At 41.5% G+C, this 14,672-nt stretch carries 11 protein-coding genes; 9 read left to right on the top strand and 2 right to left on the bottom strand.

What is annotated here, in order from left to right:
* Positions 1-86: 86 nt before the first annotated feature.
* On the bottom strand, positions 87-2,120 hold the full coding sequence (uvrB, locus tag CBM24_RS02925; protein WP_088160149.1) for an excinuclease ABC subunit UvrB: 2,034 nt from the start codon (positions 2,118-2,120) through the stop codon (positions 87-89).
* Positions 2,121-2,402: 282 nt separating this feature from the next.
* On the opposite strand from uvrB, the gene upp reads away from it, so the two are divergent.
* From upp to CBM24_RS02885, 8 genes are all read left to right on the top strand, one after another.
* On the top strand, positions 2,403-3,050 hold the full coding sequence (gene upp, locus CBM24_RS02920) for a uracil phosphoribosyltransferase (RefSeq protein ID WP_088160148.1): 648 nt from the start codon (positions 2,403-2,405) through the stop codon (positions 3,048-3,050).
* Positions 3,051-3,154: 104 nt separating this feature from the next.
* A complete protein-coding gene (locus CBM24_RS02915; protein ID WP_046672303.1) occupies positions 3,155-3,628 on the top strand; it encodes a ribonuclease H-like YkuK family protein in 474 nt (157 codons plus the stop codon).
* A gap of 52 nt (positions 3,629-3,680) precedes the next feature.
* Positions 3,681-4,283, top strand: a complete 603-nt coding sequence (gene pnuC, locus CBM24_RS02910) for a nicotinamide riboside transporter PnuC (RefSeq protein ID WP_088160147.1) — start codon at positions 3,681-3,683, stop codon at positions 4,281-4,283.
* Between the two features lie 23 nt (positions 4,284-4,306).
* Positions 4,307-4,840, top strand: a complete 534-nt coding sequence (locus CBM24_RS02905; RefSeq protein WP_088163435.1) for an AAA family ATPase — start codon at positions 4,307-4,309, stop codon at positions 4,838-4,840.
* 151 nt (positions 4,841-4,991) lie between these two features.
* A complete protein-coding gene (locus CBM24_RS02900; protein ID WP_070563263.1) occupies positions 4,992-5,402 on the top strand; it encodes a BrxA/BrxB family bacilliredoxin in 411 nt (136 codons plus the stop codon).
* A 359-nt stretch (positions 5,403-5,761) separates the two neighbouring features.
* Positions 5,762-7,327: an amidohydrolase gene (locus CBM24_RS02895; protein ID WP_232475670.1), complete on the top strand. Its 1,566-nt coding sequence runs from the start codon at positions 5,762-5,764 to the stop codon at positions 7,325-7,327.
* Positions 7,328-7,523: 196 nt separating this feature from the next.
* The gene (locus CBM24_RS02890; protein ID WP_088160145.1) at positions 7,524-8,429 is read left to right on the top strand and encodes a GLPGLI family protein; all 906 of its coding nucleotides are present in this window, start codon (positions 7,524-7,526) and stop codon (positions 8,427-8,429) included.
* A complete protein-coding gene (locus tag CBM24_RS02885; RefSeq protein WP_088160144.1) occupies positions 8,429-11,089 on the top strand; it encodes a hypothetical protein in 2,661 nt (886 codons plus the stop codon). Before CBM24_RS02890 ends, CBM24_RS02885 begins: the two co-directional genes overlap by 1 nt.
* Before the next feature lie 134 nt (positions 11,090-11,223).
* Here CBM24_RS02885 and lipA read toward each other — a convergent pair whose 3' ends face one another.
* Complete coding sequence (gene lipA / locus CBM24_RS02880; RefSeq protein WP_075990947.1) at positions 11,224-12,105, bottom strand: lipoyl synthase; 882 nt, start codon at positions 12,103-12,105, stop codon at positions 11,224-11,226.
* Between the two features lie 173 nt (positions 12,106-12,278).
* Here lipA and CBM24_RS02875 point away from each other — a divergent pair, with 173 nt between their 5' ends.
* The gene (locus CBM24_RS02875) at positions 12,279-14,513 is read left to right on the top strand and encodes a beta-N-acetylhexosaminidase (RefSeq protein WP_232475669.1); all 2,235 of its coding nucleotides are present in this window, start codon (positions 12,279-12,281) and stop codon (positions 14,511-14,513) included.
* Positions 14,514-14,672: the final 159 nt, after the last annotated feature.

Genomic DNA, 14,672 nt, shown 5'->3' with positions numbered 1-14,672 from the left:
TCTTAATTTAAACGCTATTTAGCGTTGTTTAACAAATCTTAATATTGATTAACAATAATTAATACATATTAACAAACCAGCTTCCTTTACAATGGGAATCGCTCTTCATAGAGCTTCTCCAAGGAGAACATTTCATCACGATATTTCGCTGCTTCCAAGAAGTCCATTTCTTTTGCAGCTTTGTCCATTTTCTTCCTTACGTTATCGATCGCCTTCTTCAAATCTTTCTCACTGAGGTATTGCATCACTGGGTCAGCTGCAATGGCTTGCGACGGATCAGGTTCAACATAAATTTTAGGTTCAATACCCGAAAAATCAGCAACAGAAGTCTGCTCCAGAATCTCCTCCCTTGTTTTGCCGACTGTACGCGGTGTAATGCCATGTTCCAAGTTATATTTCATCTGCTTGTCTCTGCGACGATTGGTTTCATCTATTGTGACACGCATACTATCCGTCATTTTATCGGCATACATAATAACCCGACCTTTATCATTCCGGGCAGCCCGACCAATCGTCTGAATAAGAGATCGTTCGGAACGCAGAAAGCCCTCTTTATCCGCATCGAGAATAGCGACAAGCGTAACTTCAGGCAAATCAAGCCCCTCACGGAGTAAGTTCACCCCGACCAGAATATCAAATTCGCCCAAGCGAAGACCCCGTAAGATTTCCACACGCTCCAAGGTTTTAATTTCGGAGTGAATATAACGGACTTTTAAATTCAGCTTGGTCATATATTTGGAAAGCTCTTCGGCCATGCGTTTGGTCAATGTAGTAGCCAAAACACGCCCTCCTTCTTTGATGGTCTTATCGACCTCTTCCAAGAAATCATCGACCTGATTGATCGCTGGCCGTACTTCAATAATCGGATCCAAAAGTCCTGTTGGACGAATGACCTGCTCAACAACAACACCTTCGGTCTGCTGCAGTTCGTAATCGCCCGGAGTCGCGGACACATAAATCGTCTGATTCGTCAGGGATTCAAACTCCGGAAAGTTTAAAGGTCTGTTATCCAAAGCTGCTGGTAACCTAAACCCATGTTCCACCAAGGAAACTTTTCGCGACCGGTCACCACCATACATCGCACGCAATTGTGGTAAGGTGACGTGGCTTTCATCAATGACCAACAGGTAATCCTCCGGAAAATAATCCAGCAAACAGAACGGACGCATCCCCGGTTGTCTACCATCGAAAAAGCGGGAATAATTTTCAATTCCCGAGCAATAGCCCAGTTCACGCATCATTTCCAAATCATAATTGACCCGCTCTTCCAAACGCTTCGCTTCAAGCATTAAGCCCTCCTCTTCCAGTTGCGTTTTCCGTTGCATCAATTCATCTTGAATAGCCCAGATCGATTCTTTGAATTTTTCCTTCGGTGTAACGAAAAGGTTTGCCGGAAAAAGAGCAAGATCTTCCATCTTATTGAGCGTTTTACCTGAAATAGGATCGATCTCACTCAGTTCATCAATTTCATCCCCAAAGAATGAAATCCGAATGGCATTATCCAAGTATGCCGGAAACACATCCACCGTATCACCTTTAACACGAAAGGTACCCCGTTTAAACTCTGCGGTCGTCCGTGAATATAAGATCTCGACCAATTTATGCAGGAAAGCATTTCTTGTGACAGTCATACCGACACCAAAACGAAAAATAGATCGGGAGAAATCCTCCGGATTCCCCATACCGTAGATACAGGATACCGAAGAAACGACAACAATATCACGCCGACCCGACATCAAAGACGAGGTAGTCGCCAAACGCAACTTTTCGATTTCCTCGTTAATCGCTAAATCCTTCTCGATGTAGGTATTCGTCGAAGCAATAAAAGCTTCAGGTTGATAATAATCGTAATAAGACACAAAATAGTTGACCGAGTTATTGGGAAAGAACTGCTTGAATTCACCGTACAACTGAGCCGCCAATGTTTTATTGTGACTTAAAATCAATGTTGGCTTTTGCGTTTCCTGAATCACATTGGCAACAGTAAAGGTCTTACCCGATCCCGTTACCCCCAAAAGCGTCTGGTATTGCTCTGCCTGCTCTACACCTGCTACCAATTGCTTAATTGCTTCTGGCTGATCGCCTGTGGGTTTGTACTCCGATGTCAATTCAAATTTCATATACTTCCTATTTCTTAAAGAAAACTATTCAGGCCTTTTCCAGCAAACATTGCACCACGAATTGCTTAAGCGTAAGCTCAAAAACAACTTTTATGATCCGATGGTTTCAATCTGCAAAAAGACGATTTTTCGACCTGTGATCCAGGCCATATCTTTCCAAGGTCTTACACAAATTTACTAAAAATTTTACCATTTTAGTGCAAACTATAATAATACCATAGATGTTATTACTTTCAATTGATTATTTATTATCTTTAGTTTAATTGAACTAGCACACACGCCATGGTCACTATTCTATCTACCCAAAATAGCATTGCAAATCATTTTATTGCCGAGCTGAGAGATAACATTATTCAACAGGATCGCATGCGCTTTCGTCGTAATCTGGAACGATTAGGTGAAATTTTCGCTTATGAAATCAGCAAGACAATGACCTACAAACCTGTTGAAGTTGAAACTCCGCTAGGTGTGGCCAAAACCCATCTCTTGATGGAACAACCCGTACTCGCTACAATTCTGAGAGCGGGCCTTCCCTTTCATCAGGGACTTTTAAATGTTTTTGATCACGCAGACAACACCTTCATTGCGGCTTATCGGCATACAAAAAAGAGCGGTGAGTTTGAAATTCATAAGGAATATGTCAATACACCAAACTTAGACAACCGTACAGTAATCATTGTAGACCCCATGCTGGCTACAGGAAAGAGCCTCGTTTTATGCTGTAAGGATCTCCTGGCCGAATATGACATCAAGGAATTACACATTGTTGCGGCCATTGCATCCGAAGAAGGACTAAACCACGTTCAGGCTTTTGTACCCACGGCGCATATATGGGTTGGTGACGTCGACCACGAACTGACCTCAAAAGCCTATATTGTACCTGGGCTCGGTGATGCCGGAGACCTGGCCTATGGTGTAAAACACCATTAATGTGGATAAATTATTTAAAACTAAATTAACACTTAGCTCATTGAAATTCAGTAAATTTATGTCAATGATGAAGTTTAATTTTTTTATATCTAATTTATATCGCTATGAGATGGCAAAAATACAATGGCGAATCCATTCGCTCCACGATTTTCGATGCTGTTGAAGAAGTCATTAAACGAGAAGATGCCCTAGGGAATAAGCTCAAGGTTTATATCGGCACCGATTCCCAAGTCAAGAGAGGCATCATCGACTTCGCAACAGTCATCGTCTTTCTCCGGGAACATAAAGGTGGATTTATGTTTATCCAACGGGACAAAAGGCACCACCGAATGAGCATTAAAGAAAGGATGCTACTCGAAGTCCAAAAATCCATCGATATAGCCTATCAACTCTGCCCCCTCCTCGAAAAACACAAAGTAGACCTCGAAGTCCACGCCGACATCAACACCAATCCAAATTTCCAGTCAAATGTTGCCCTGAAAGAAGCCATGGGCTATATTATGGGTATGGGATTTGTTTTTAAGGCCAAGCCCGAGTCTTTTGCCAGTACCAATTGTGCTAATAAACAGGTTCAATAATTGACTATAAGGCAGACTTTGTATATTTAGGGTGTAATTTTTAATACACCACATGCATGATCTTTTTCAGCAGATTGCACGTCAATTTGCCCAGACCTCTTGGCTCGAATGGTTAGGTACCCTGACAGGCTTTCTTTGTGTCTATTTGGCCGCTAAGCAAAATATATGGAACTGGCCGATTAGTATCATCAGTGTGGCGTCCTATGCTATTCTGTTTTATGATGCCAAACTATATGGAGATACTGTACTGCAATTCTACTTTCTGTCTACTGCTGTTTATGGCTGGTATTATTGGATAAAACGAAAAGAAGAAAAAAAGAAACCCATCGTCAAAGCCAGCAAGGGGCAGTTGCTCCTTTGCCTCCTGGCAATCCTCGTCCTGACACTGTCAATCGGTTATCTCCTCGATAGCAAGACAAATTCCGATGTTCCTTATATTGACGCTTTCTGCACGTCCGTAAGTTTTGTTGCTCAATTTCTGATGACACGCAAAGTACTTCAAAACTGGCTCTTATGGGTATTTGTGGATATTTGTTATATCCCGCTCTATATACACAAAGACCTTATGCTGACCGCAGTACTCTACCTTGTTTTCACACTCATCGCTTGGAATGGCTATCGCGATTGGCAGAAAACCTATAAAAATTTTGCGTAATATTGCCTATCAAAACGATCGATGTGGGAAAAGATTTCATAAAAATTGCCGTTGTTGGCCCCGAGTCCACCGGAAAATCAACGATGGCACAATTTCTTGCCAAGGAATTTCAGACAGTATGCGTGCCCGAATATTCACGTTATTATTGCCAAAGCCTCAACAATAAATATACCTTACAGGACGAAGTCAATATGTTTTATGGACAGGTCGCTTTGGAGGAAGCGCTGGTCAATTTAGCACAAGGACAGCTTCTCATCTGTGACACTACCTTCCTTACGGTCAAAATTTGGTCAGATCATCTTTTCGGTCATACACCACCGGAAGTCACCGATAAAATTCAACAACATGTTTATGACCTTTATCTGCTGATGGATATCGATCTACCCTGGCAGGACGATCCACTACGGGATTTCCCCGAACAGCGCGAACATTTCATGGAGATCTGGAAAAGCGAATTGAACGCCATTAATGCGAATTATCGTCTTGTTTCGGGTCTCGGCGACCAACGTCTTGAAAATGGACTTCATGCTGTAAAAGATTTTCTGACATTGATTTGAGACAAGTGTCTTGACGAAGCAGCCTTTTACAGCTATATTTGTAGGAATAAAGTATAGCATGTTGTTTATGCGGAGTAAGTATACTTGCCCGGCGACAGAAAGCTTTATAAACACAATTAAAATAGAATATTAACATTTTACTTAAGAAATAATGTATCCAGAATATTTAGTAACTCCAATGCGTCAAGAGTTAGTTGATGCGGGATTCGAAGAATTAAAAACACCTGAAGCAGTTGATCAGGCTATCGCATCAGAAGGAACTGTTTTTGTGGTTGTAAACTCTGTTTGTGGTTGCGCTGCTGCAAATGCACGTCCTGCTGCAAAAGCTGCTGTAAAAAACGAAAAACACCCAGCTAAATTGGTGACTGTTTTCGCAGGTATGGAAACTGATGCAGTAAACACTGCACGTAACTACATGTTGCCTTACCCTCCATCTTCACCAGCAATGGCTTTATTTAAAGACGGGAAATTGGTACACATGATTGAAAGACATATGATTGAAGGTCGCCCGGCACAAATGATTGCTGACAATTTAGTTGCAGCATTTGACGAGTACTGTTAATCACGTATTTTGATTTTTGAATTAAAAAGGCTGTCCAAGTTATTTGGATAGCCTTTTTTGTCTATTGGATAATTCGTATTTTCCTTACTTTTCCTGCACGTCCCCTTTCAAAACTTGACAGATGGTCTCCTGTCCGAACAATATGCGGCAACTCAGCATAGGCGCCTCACGTAAGCCAATTCGATCACCTAAAGCAATTCGATCAGCCAAAACCTCAAGTCCGCATATCCAGCAGACCTAGCCCCAAGTCTAGTTTCAGTTTATTAAAAGCTTTTTCCTATTTTTAGGTTATGAAAACCTTCCCAATAATCATTTTTTTGTTCTGCTTGACGATCATATCATGTTCACCGCAAACGAAAGTGGACCTTATTGTTTATCATGCGCAAGTATATACTGTAGATTCGGCTTTTAGTACAGCACATGCTTTTGCTGTCAAAGATGGTAAGTTTATGGCCATTGGTTCCGATGAAGAAATACAGCGAAAGTACAAAGCAATAGAAAAAATTGACGCACAGGGGAAGGCCATTTATCCGGGATTCTACGATGCCCATGCGCATTTATTTGACGAAGCCGAACTAATGGATCAAGTCGACCTAAACGGCGCCGATTCTTTCGAGGAGGTTATTCAACGTGTCAAAAACTACCAACAAAAAAACCCGGGCAAAACTTGGCTGATCGGTGGTGGCTGGGACCAAAATCGCTGGAAAGATAAAACTTTCCCAACCAAGGACCTACTCGATAAAGCTTTCCCGGATATCCCCGTCTACCTCATGCGTGTAGATTATCATGCGGCGGTTGCGAACTCCAAAGCACTCGAATGGGCAAAATTAACGAGTATCCCCATCATTCGCGGCGGTGTAGTCGGCGGGACTAATGATACTCCCAATGGTCTCTTGATCGACAATGCAATGGATCTTGTCAATAAGACCATTCCGGTTCCGAGTGAAAAAGAATATCTAAGAATGCTCAAGCGAACGCAAGACTCCCTCCTTTCCGTTGGTCTTACCTCCATTGTAGATGCAGGTTTATCAAAAGAAAGACTCGATCTGCTTAAGAAATACTATCGGGAAGGGCAGTTGAAAATTAGAGATTATGCCATGATCCTAGGCAATCCGCAAAATATAAAGTCATTTATCGATCAGGGTTTCTATGAAACAGACCGTTTCGAGATCAAAGGATTTAAACTGCTCGCCGATGGCGCATTGGGATCCCGTGGTGCATGCCTCCTCGCGCATTACCATGATGCCCCCACCCATGGCTTTCTCCTCCATAGCCCTCAAGAATACGAAGCAATGATCAAACAGATTGCCGAAAGTAAGTTTCAGGCAAATACCCATGCGATAGGCGATTCGGCCAATCGTATTATATTGGATATTTATGGCAAATACCTCCACAATAACGACGATCGTAGATGGCGAATCGAGCACGCCCAAATTATATCGCCTGCAGATTTTGATAAGTTTCGAAAGTATCAAATCATACCATCTGTACAACCCACACATGCAACCTCCGATATGTACTGGGCCAAAGATCGACTCGGTGAAGAACGCATGAAAGGCGCTTACGCATATAAGCATCTGTTGAAAGAATATGGAAAACTCGCATTGGGGAGTGATTTCCCGGTCGAACATTTCAATCCCTTATATGGTTTCCACGCGGCAGTAGCCCGCGTCGACAAAAAAGGATATCCTAGCCACGGATTTCAGATGCAAGATGCGATAAGCCGTGAAGACGCTTTGAAGGGAATGACAATCTGGGCGGCATACTCCTGTTTTCAGGAGAAAAAAAGAGGAAGTATCGAAGTGGGAAAAGATGCCGATTTTGTTATCCTCGAAAAGGATATCTTGAAAATTCCGAATGAGCAACTGCGAAATGTAAAAACAGAACGGACAGTAATTGCAGGTGAGACTGTGTTTAAAAGATAACAATAGCGCATATGCCTAAACATGCCCACTAAACTTATATCGCTGACAAAGCGAAATAGTTAACAAAAAAGATAGCTAACAAATCAAACATTTCTTCACCTGCAGTAACCTGCCCTAGAGAGGATTACAAGGAAAATTTAGAATAAATTTTCCTGATTACGAATATTTCGTATATTTACGATATAAACATACATTTATGAAATATTCATTACCATTCCTATTATCCTTAGCGACGCAGCTGTTATTTGCACAAGAGCGTACTCCAGCGATCGCAAAAGTACATTACGAATTCAAGCATGTAAATGATAGCACCCAACGGGATCAATTTATACGCGATGAAACAGTCGTTTACCTGAATCAACAGGCCAGCTACTACACATCATATTCATCCAAGCGCATGCAAGATGAGGTCAAAAAACAAATGGAGGGCCCCAGTTTCGACGGTACACTAAACATTACTACTCGCTCGACACCATCAAGCTCCTCCTATTTATTAGACGCCAATCAAAACAAAATGACCGAAGTGGTTAGCGTTGCCAGTGACAATTTTGCCATTCCACAGGCTTACCCTACTCAAGATTGGGAAATACTGGGTGACCGCAAAGAAATTGGTGGCTACAATTGCCAGAACGCAAAAACAACATTCAAAGGCCGAACCTATATCGCCTGGTTTACAACCGAGCTGCCGTTTTCCTATGGTCCGTGGAAACTTCATGGTCTTCCTGGCCTAATTCTGGATGTCCGTGACACAAAAAATGAGGTGATTTTTGCTTACGCCGGATTCGACAAAATTGAGGATGGCAAAACATCGGTGGCCCTGCCGCAAAACGCCATCGTAAGTACTGCAGAAGAGGTAAAAAAAGTTCAGGAAGCCTTTAAGGCCAATCCACAAGCTTATATGCAAGCCCAATCGGGAAAAAACAGAACCATCAGTGTAGGTTCATCGGGTAGTATGGTTGCAGTTAGATCCAGTTCCGGCTCCGGAGGAGGCTCCCCTGCTGGTGCTTTGGATCCGTCAAAAATAAAGAGTTTCAATATTTCAAGAGACGATAAATACAAACCTTCAAAAGTTACCAACAATCCGATAGAGCTGACGCCTTAATGAAAGTATTTTTATGTTTATTTATAGTCGTTTTGCTTGGGCAAATAACCTTTGCCCAGCAAACGATTAATGGAACGGTCCAAGTGGATAAGACGCAGCATCCCGTACCCTTTGCCAGTGTCAACATCCTTTCAGACAACAAAATTATCGCTTTCAAACCGACAGATAAAGAAGGGCGTTTTACAATTACCTTAACAAAGGACTATGCAAGCCTCTACCTGCAGATCAATCACCTTACTTACGAAAAATTTGAACTCAAACTTGGCACGCAGACATCCAATCTTCGGATCGCCCTCGTACCAAAAACCAATCTACTACAAGATGTCATTGTAAAGAGCAAACCTAAAGTAAGCCGTTCAAATGATACAATCTCCTACGACGTCGGATCTTTTGCCAAAGAAGAGGATCGAAATATAGGCGACGTAATCAAACGTCTTCCGGGTATGGAAGTTACCGAATCGGGTCTTATTAAATACCAGGACAAAACCGTTTCTAAACTTTACATTGACGGTGACGATCTATTGGAAAATCGCTATGGTGTAGGTACACGGACAATCCCGCATAAAATGGTAAAGGACATTCAGGTACTCGACAATCACGAACATTATAAAGTCCTTAAAAATAAAAGATTTACAGACGACGTCGCCATAAATCTCGTTATCAAAGAGGAAGCAAAGCTAAAACTCACTGGGCAGGCCAAAATTGGCGTCGGCACGCCCAATCTCTATGATCCTGAATTGAACTCAATCCTATTCAACAAAAAAGTTAAGATGTTGAATGTCCTCAGCGGTAATAATACTGGCAATGATCTTTCCGGAGATATCATCGGCGCCAATCAGTCCTCTTTACTGGCCAAGTTTGGCAGCTCGCCCATCAACAATCTCCTGGCGACGAGCACAACAGGCAGTCCAAATATTCCTAAAAACAACTATTATTTCAACAATACAGGTTCGCTAAACACCAATAACCTATACAACCTCAAGAATCACTGGCAGCTAAAATCAAATATTCAGGTTTTATACGACAACGATAGGCAAAATAATGCCGCAAGCACACAATACCTGCTCGATGATGGCGACGTCTATTTTAATGAGCAAAATCATCTGAAAACAGCGCGATGGCTTGGCGCAGCCAGACTTTCGGCATCCACCAATACGGAAAAGAAATATGCGAGTAATGCCTTGTCATTTGAGTATGAAAAAAAAGATATAACAGCATTGTTGGCAAACTCTTCAGGCCAGATCGAGCAGTTCCAAAAACACAACATCAAGGGATTCAGCAACTTGTTTAGCTATATACCCCAACTTAAAAACAATGACATTATTGCAATCAACTGGTCTTTAAATTATGGTAATAAACCACAGACTTTACAGATCTATCCCGGCGTTTTTCCAGAAATACTCAACGATAGCATTCCCTATAAAAGTAGCCGCCAGCAAATTGAAATTCCTTCCTTTTTTACGGAGATCAGTACAGGTTATCGCTTCAATAAAGGCCGAATCAAGCAATACTATCAAATTGGCTTCAATACAGATCGCCAACACTTCAACTCGCTCCTTACAATAGCGGATAATGATCAACATATTCGCGCATTGGGCGATAATACCCGTAATGATCTGTATTGGAGCAGGTCCCAAGCATTTATTACTCCTCAATATTCCTGGAAAACAAATCGGTTTGAAACCCAGCTCGACATCCCGGTAACCTATTTATTTACCCATTATGAAGACGTCAGTCATCAGCTGTCCACGTCCAAAAATTCCATGCTGATCAATCCTAATTTAAAAGCGAGATGGCAGGTTTCTCAAGAAGACTATCTTCAATTTAACTATCAATTTGCGCAGGACATTGGTAACATAGAAGATATATACCGTGGTGCGGTATTACGGAACTATAGAATGCTCAGCCAAAATAATGCAGCGCTAAATGAATCCAAAAAACATACATTTAATCTCAATTATAATTTAGCCCGCACCCTAAAAGTATTATTTGCAAATGCTGGTATTAGCTATTCAAGATCGCTTTCCAACACGATATTATCTTCCGTTATAAAAAATAACATCACCGAAAATATCTTGGTCAATATGGATAACCTGCAGGAGCGCTGGTCTTCTCAGATCGGGTTTGATAAATACATTTTCCCCCTGGCAAGTACCCTCAAACTAAAAGGAAGCATTTCTCACTTCAAATACAATCAATTGTTAAACAATGCCCTAGTCCCTATTCGAAGTATGAGCTATCTATTTCAACCCAGTATAGAAGCTAAAGTCTTTAAATCTTATAACATTTCCTATTCTGGACTATTCAATTGGAGCAGGAGTAAACAACAGGGCCTGGACAATACGATCCAAAATAAAACCACCACAATGATGCATAATATAGGTTTTCCGACCAGCCCATTCAAAAATGGCTTTATGCGGCTAAACCTGCGCAATCTTGCCACCTTTCAAACAAACATGAAGAATGCAAGTTATACCTTCATAGACTTTTTTACGCGCTACAAGGTCAACAAGTGGAAAATGGACTTCGAATTGGAAATGAATAATTTGGCCAATATCAAAAACTATCGTACTTATCTGATGACGGCCAATATGATTTCCCAGAATGAATTTGAACTTCGCGGGAGAACAATTTTACTCCGCACAGTTTTTAACCTTTAAAGCATCAGACTCCATCGAAAAGAAACAATTGCCTTGAGCTATTAAAAAAAGAAGCCTGAGCAAAAAATCACTCAGGCTTCTTTTTATATCTTGCGAAAAAAGTATTCTTCGTTAAAAAACTTTAGAACTATTTTCTATTGCATATCGAATAGATGTTTCTCAGCATGATAAGAAGAACGAACCAACGGTCCAGACTCCACATACTTGAATCCCATTTCTAAACCAATTTTCTGATATTTCTCAAACTGTGCAGGTGTAATCCATTCGATTACAGGATGGTGAGCTTTCGTAGGCTGTAAATACTGACCCAATGTCAAAATATGTACCCCGACGTTATATAAATCTTGCATTGCCTCGATAACATCTTCCTCAGTTTCACCTAAGCCAAGCATAATACCTGATTTTGTACGGAGTCCAGCTTCAGAAATGCGACGTAGGCACTCGAGTGAACGATCGTATTTAGCCTGAACACGAACTTCTCTTGTCAAACGACGGACAGTTTCGAGGTTGTGCGAAACAACTTCGGGACGTACTGCGATCACGCGATCCAAATTATCCCATTGTCCTTTAAAATCTGGCAAAAGTGTTTCTAAGGTTGTTTCTGGGCTTTCTCTACGGATTGCGTTGATTGTCTCCGCCCATATTACCGAACCACCATCTTTTAGGTCATCACGATCCACCGAAGTGATCACACAGTGTTTTACCTGCATTAACTTGACAGAATTGGCGACACGATTGGGTTCATCCAAATCAACCGCCAGAGGACGACCGGTTGCTACCGCACAAAATGAACAAGAACGTGTACAGATATTTCCCAAAATCATGAAGGTTGCCGTTCCAGCTCCCCAACATTCGCCCATATTCGGGCAATTTCCACTCTCACAAATTGTATGTAATTTATGCTCGTCTACAAGACTTCTGACATGTCTATACTCTTTACCAACAGGCAATTTGACACGCAACCAATCAGGCTTGCGTTGTGCAGGAGTTGCCGGAATAACTGGAAGTTCAATCATACAACAAAGTTAAGGATTAAAAATGTAATTTCTAACCGTCAATTTGTTGGTTTTATATCATAAAAAATGACCGATTGCCACCAATAGTAGAATTATGAAACAAAAATTAGGATATTTGTGTTGATTATCATTAATCTAATAACAAAACTATGCGACTGAGCCGATCTTTATCCATGTTGTTACTTGGGGCTGCAACCATCTTTACTGCACATGCCCAAACCAACTTTGACATTATACCCAAACCTTCGAAAATCACATTGGCTACGGGAACATACGCTATCCCTACACATCTTCAGGTTGTTGTTTCAGATGAATTTCAGGAGGCGACACAACTGCTTACTGAACACCCAGCTATCAAAAGCCTAGCTGTCGAAGTACTCAAGAAAAATAAAAAAGGCCCAAAAGAAGGCTTTCGCATTATTAAAGCAGTCGATGCAGATAACCTTAGCAAGAACGCCTATTCCATCCAAATCGATGAAAAAGGCCTGCTACTCAGAGCCTGGAATGTACCCCAGGTTATCAATGGGATTTACACACTGGTTCAATTGGGCTATCTACAAGCTGATCCAAGTAAAATAGCCTATGCGACTATAGTCGATGAGCCACGATTTGCCTACCGTGGCTTACACCTGGATGTATCGCGCCATTTTATGCCACTATCTTTTGTCAAAAAGTATATCGACATCATGGCCATCTACAAATTCAACAATTTTCATTGGCATTTAACCGACGGAGCGGGATGGCGATTGGAGATTAAGAAATATCCGGAGTTAACACAAAAGGCGGCCTGGCGTACACATACGGGCTGGAAAGATTGGTGGAACAATGGTCGTCAGTATGTAGAAAAAGGTAAGCCAAATGCCAGCGGTGGATTCTATACCCAGGAAGAAGCACGCGAATTGGTCGACTATGCAGCCCGTAAAGGAATCAATGTAATTCCTGAGATAGAAATGCCCGGACATTCGGAAGAAGTATTGGCCGTATATCCCGAACTCTCTTGCTCCGGAAAGCCCTATAGTCAGGGAGAATTCTGTATCGGCAATGAAAAAACCTTTGAATTTCTAAAAAATGTTTTGGATGAAGTCCTCACGATATTCCCTTCCCAGTACATTCATATCGGCGGTGATGAAGCTGAGAAGAAGCATTGGGAAACCTGCCCAAAAGATCAGGCGCTCATGCAAAAAGAAGGATTAAAATCTGTTGACGAACTGCAGAGTTATGCTATCAAACAAATGGATCTATACCTGCAATCCAAGGGTAGAAAGCTGATCGGTTGGGACGAAATCCTTCAAGGGGGGCTCACAGAAGGAGCTACCGTCATGAGCTGGCGCGGTGAAGACGGCGGCATAAAGGCCGCAAATGCAGGCCATGATGTCATCATGACTCCAGGTTCACACCTCTATTTTGATTCTTATCAGACAGACCCACGGACACAGCCTGAGGCCATCGGGGGTTACCTGACATTAGATAAAGTTTATTCGTATGATCCTATTCCAGCTGCGATACAAGGGGACAAAGCCAAGCATATCCTCGGAGCACAAGCGAATATATGGACAGAATATGTACCTACCACCGAACACCTCGAATATATGGTGTTCCCACGTGCACTGGCATTGGCGGAAGTCAATTGGACAAATAAAGATGGGAAAAGCTGGACAGACTTTCAGCGAAGACTACAATCACATTATAAGCTACTACAAGATCTAAACGTCAATTATTATCGTCCTTCCTTTAATGTCGCTTATACAGCAACATACAATGCTGCTAAAAACAACAATAAAATTACGCTGACAACGGAGCAACTAAAAACAGATCAGATCCGATATACCATTGATAGCAGTGAGCCTACAATCTTGTCTACACCATATACTGGACCATTTGAACTCAGCTCAACAGGTCATATCAATGCCGCTTATTTTCTAGATTCTATCAAAATCGGTCCAACCCTATCCTTTGATATTGACATTCATCGTGCTATTGGAAAAAAAGTAACGTACAACACAGCATGGTCGGGATATCCAGCACAAAAAGATTCTACCTTAACAAACGGAATCATGGGCGGTCTTTCCTATCACGATGGTCAATGGCAAGGATTCACCAGTCCGATTGATGTTGTCGTGGATATGGAACGCAGGGAGGAAATACACCAAGTAGCCATGAATTTTATGCAGATGATCGGCCCCGGCGTTTATATGCCAGGAGAAATGGAAGTCCTGCTTTCGGATAATGGCCGTACCTTCAGATCTGTAGGAACAATCAAAAATGACATATCCGATAAAGAATCCAAGTTGACTTTCAAAAGGTTTGAACTCAAACTTGACAAAGCCCAACAGGCCCGTTATATAAAAATCAAAGCCAGCAATCCAAAAAAAGGCTACTTGTTTACGGACGAAATCATCGTTTATTAAACAAATCAGCCCCATTATTGCCTACGAGTTGGAAAACATACTGCTTATGTTTTCCAACTCGTTTTTGTTTTTTCAGGACCACTTTTCTAAAAAACTACATTTTTTTTTGAAATATTCTTAAAATAAATAGTTAATTTTCAAAATTTAAAATGTAACTTT

This window comes from Sphingobacterium sp. G1-14 (assembly GCF_002196555.1).
Taxonomy (GTDB): Bacteria; Bacteroidota; Bacteroidia; order Sphingobacteriales; family Sphingobacteriaceae; genus Sphingobacterium; species Sphingobacterium siyangense.
Note: the sequence above shows the minus strand (reverse complement) of the source record. Positions and strands in the feature narration are given on the sequence as shown.

What these genes read in the sequence shown, in the direction of transcription:
- uvrB (WP_088160149.1), bottom strand. Translation starts at nt 2,120, where the DNA reads ATGAAATTTGAATTGACATCGGAGTACAAACCCACAGGCGATCAGCCA.
- upp (WP_088160148.1), top strand. Translation starts at nt 2,403, where the DNA reads ATGGTCACTATTCTATCTACCCAAAATAGCATTGCAAATCATTTTATT.
- CBM24_RS02915 (WP_046672303.1), top strand. Translation starts at nt 3,155, where the DNA reads ATGAGATGGCAAAAATACAATGGCGAATCCATTCGCTCCACGATTTTC.
- pnuC (WP_088160147.1), top strand. Translation starts at nt 3,681, where the DNA reads ATGCATGATCTTTTTCAGCAGATTGCACGTCAATTTGCCCAGACCTCT.
- CBM24_RS02900 (WP_070563263.1), top strand. Translation starts at nt 4,992, where the DNA reads ATGTATCCAGAATATTTAGTAACTCCAATGCGTCAAGAGTTAGTTGAT.
- CBM24_RS02890 (WP_088160145.1), top strand. Translation starts at nt 7,524, where the DNA reads ATGAAATATTCATTACCATTCCTATTATCCTTAGCGACGCAGCTGTTA.
- CBM24_RS02885 (WP_088160144.1), top strand. Translation starts at nt 8,429, where the DNA reads ATGAAAGTATTTTTATGTTTATTTATAGTCGTTTTGCTTGGGCAAATA.
- lipA (WP_075990947.1), bottom strand. Translation starts at nt 12,105, where the DNA reads ATGATTGAACTTCCAGTTATTCCGGCAACTCCTGCACAACGCAAGCCT.
- CBM24_RS02875 (WP_232475669.1), top strand. Translation starts at nt 12,279, where the DNA reads ATGTTGTTACTTGGGGCTGCAACCATCTTTACTGCACATGCCCAAACC.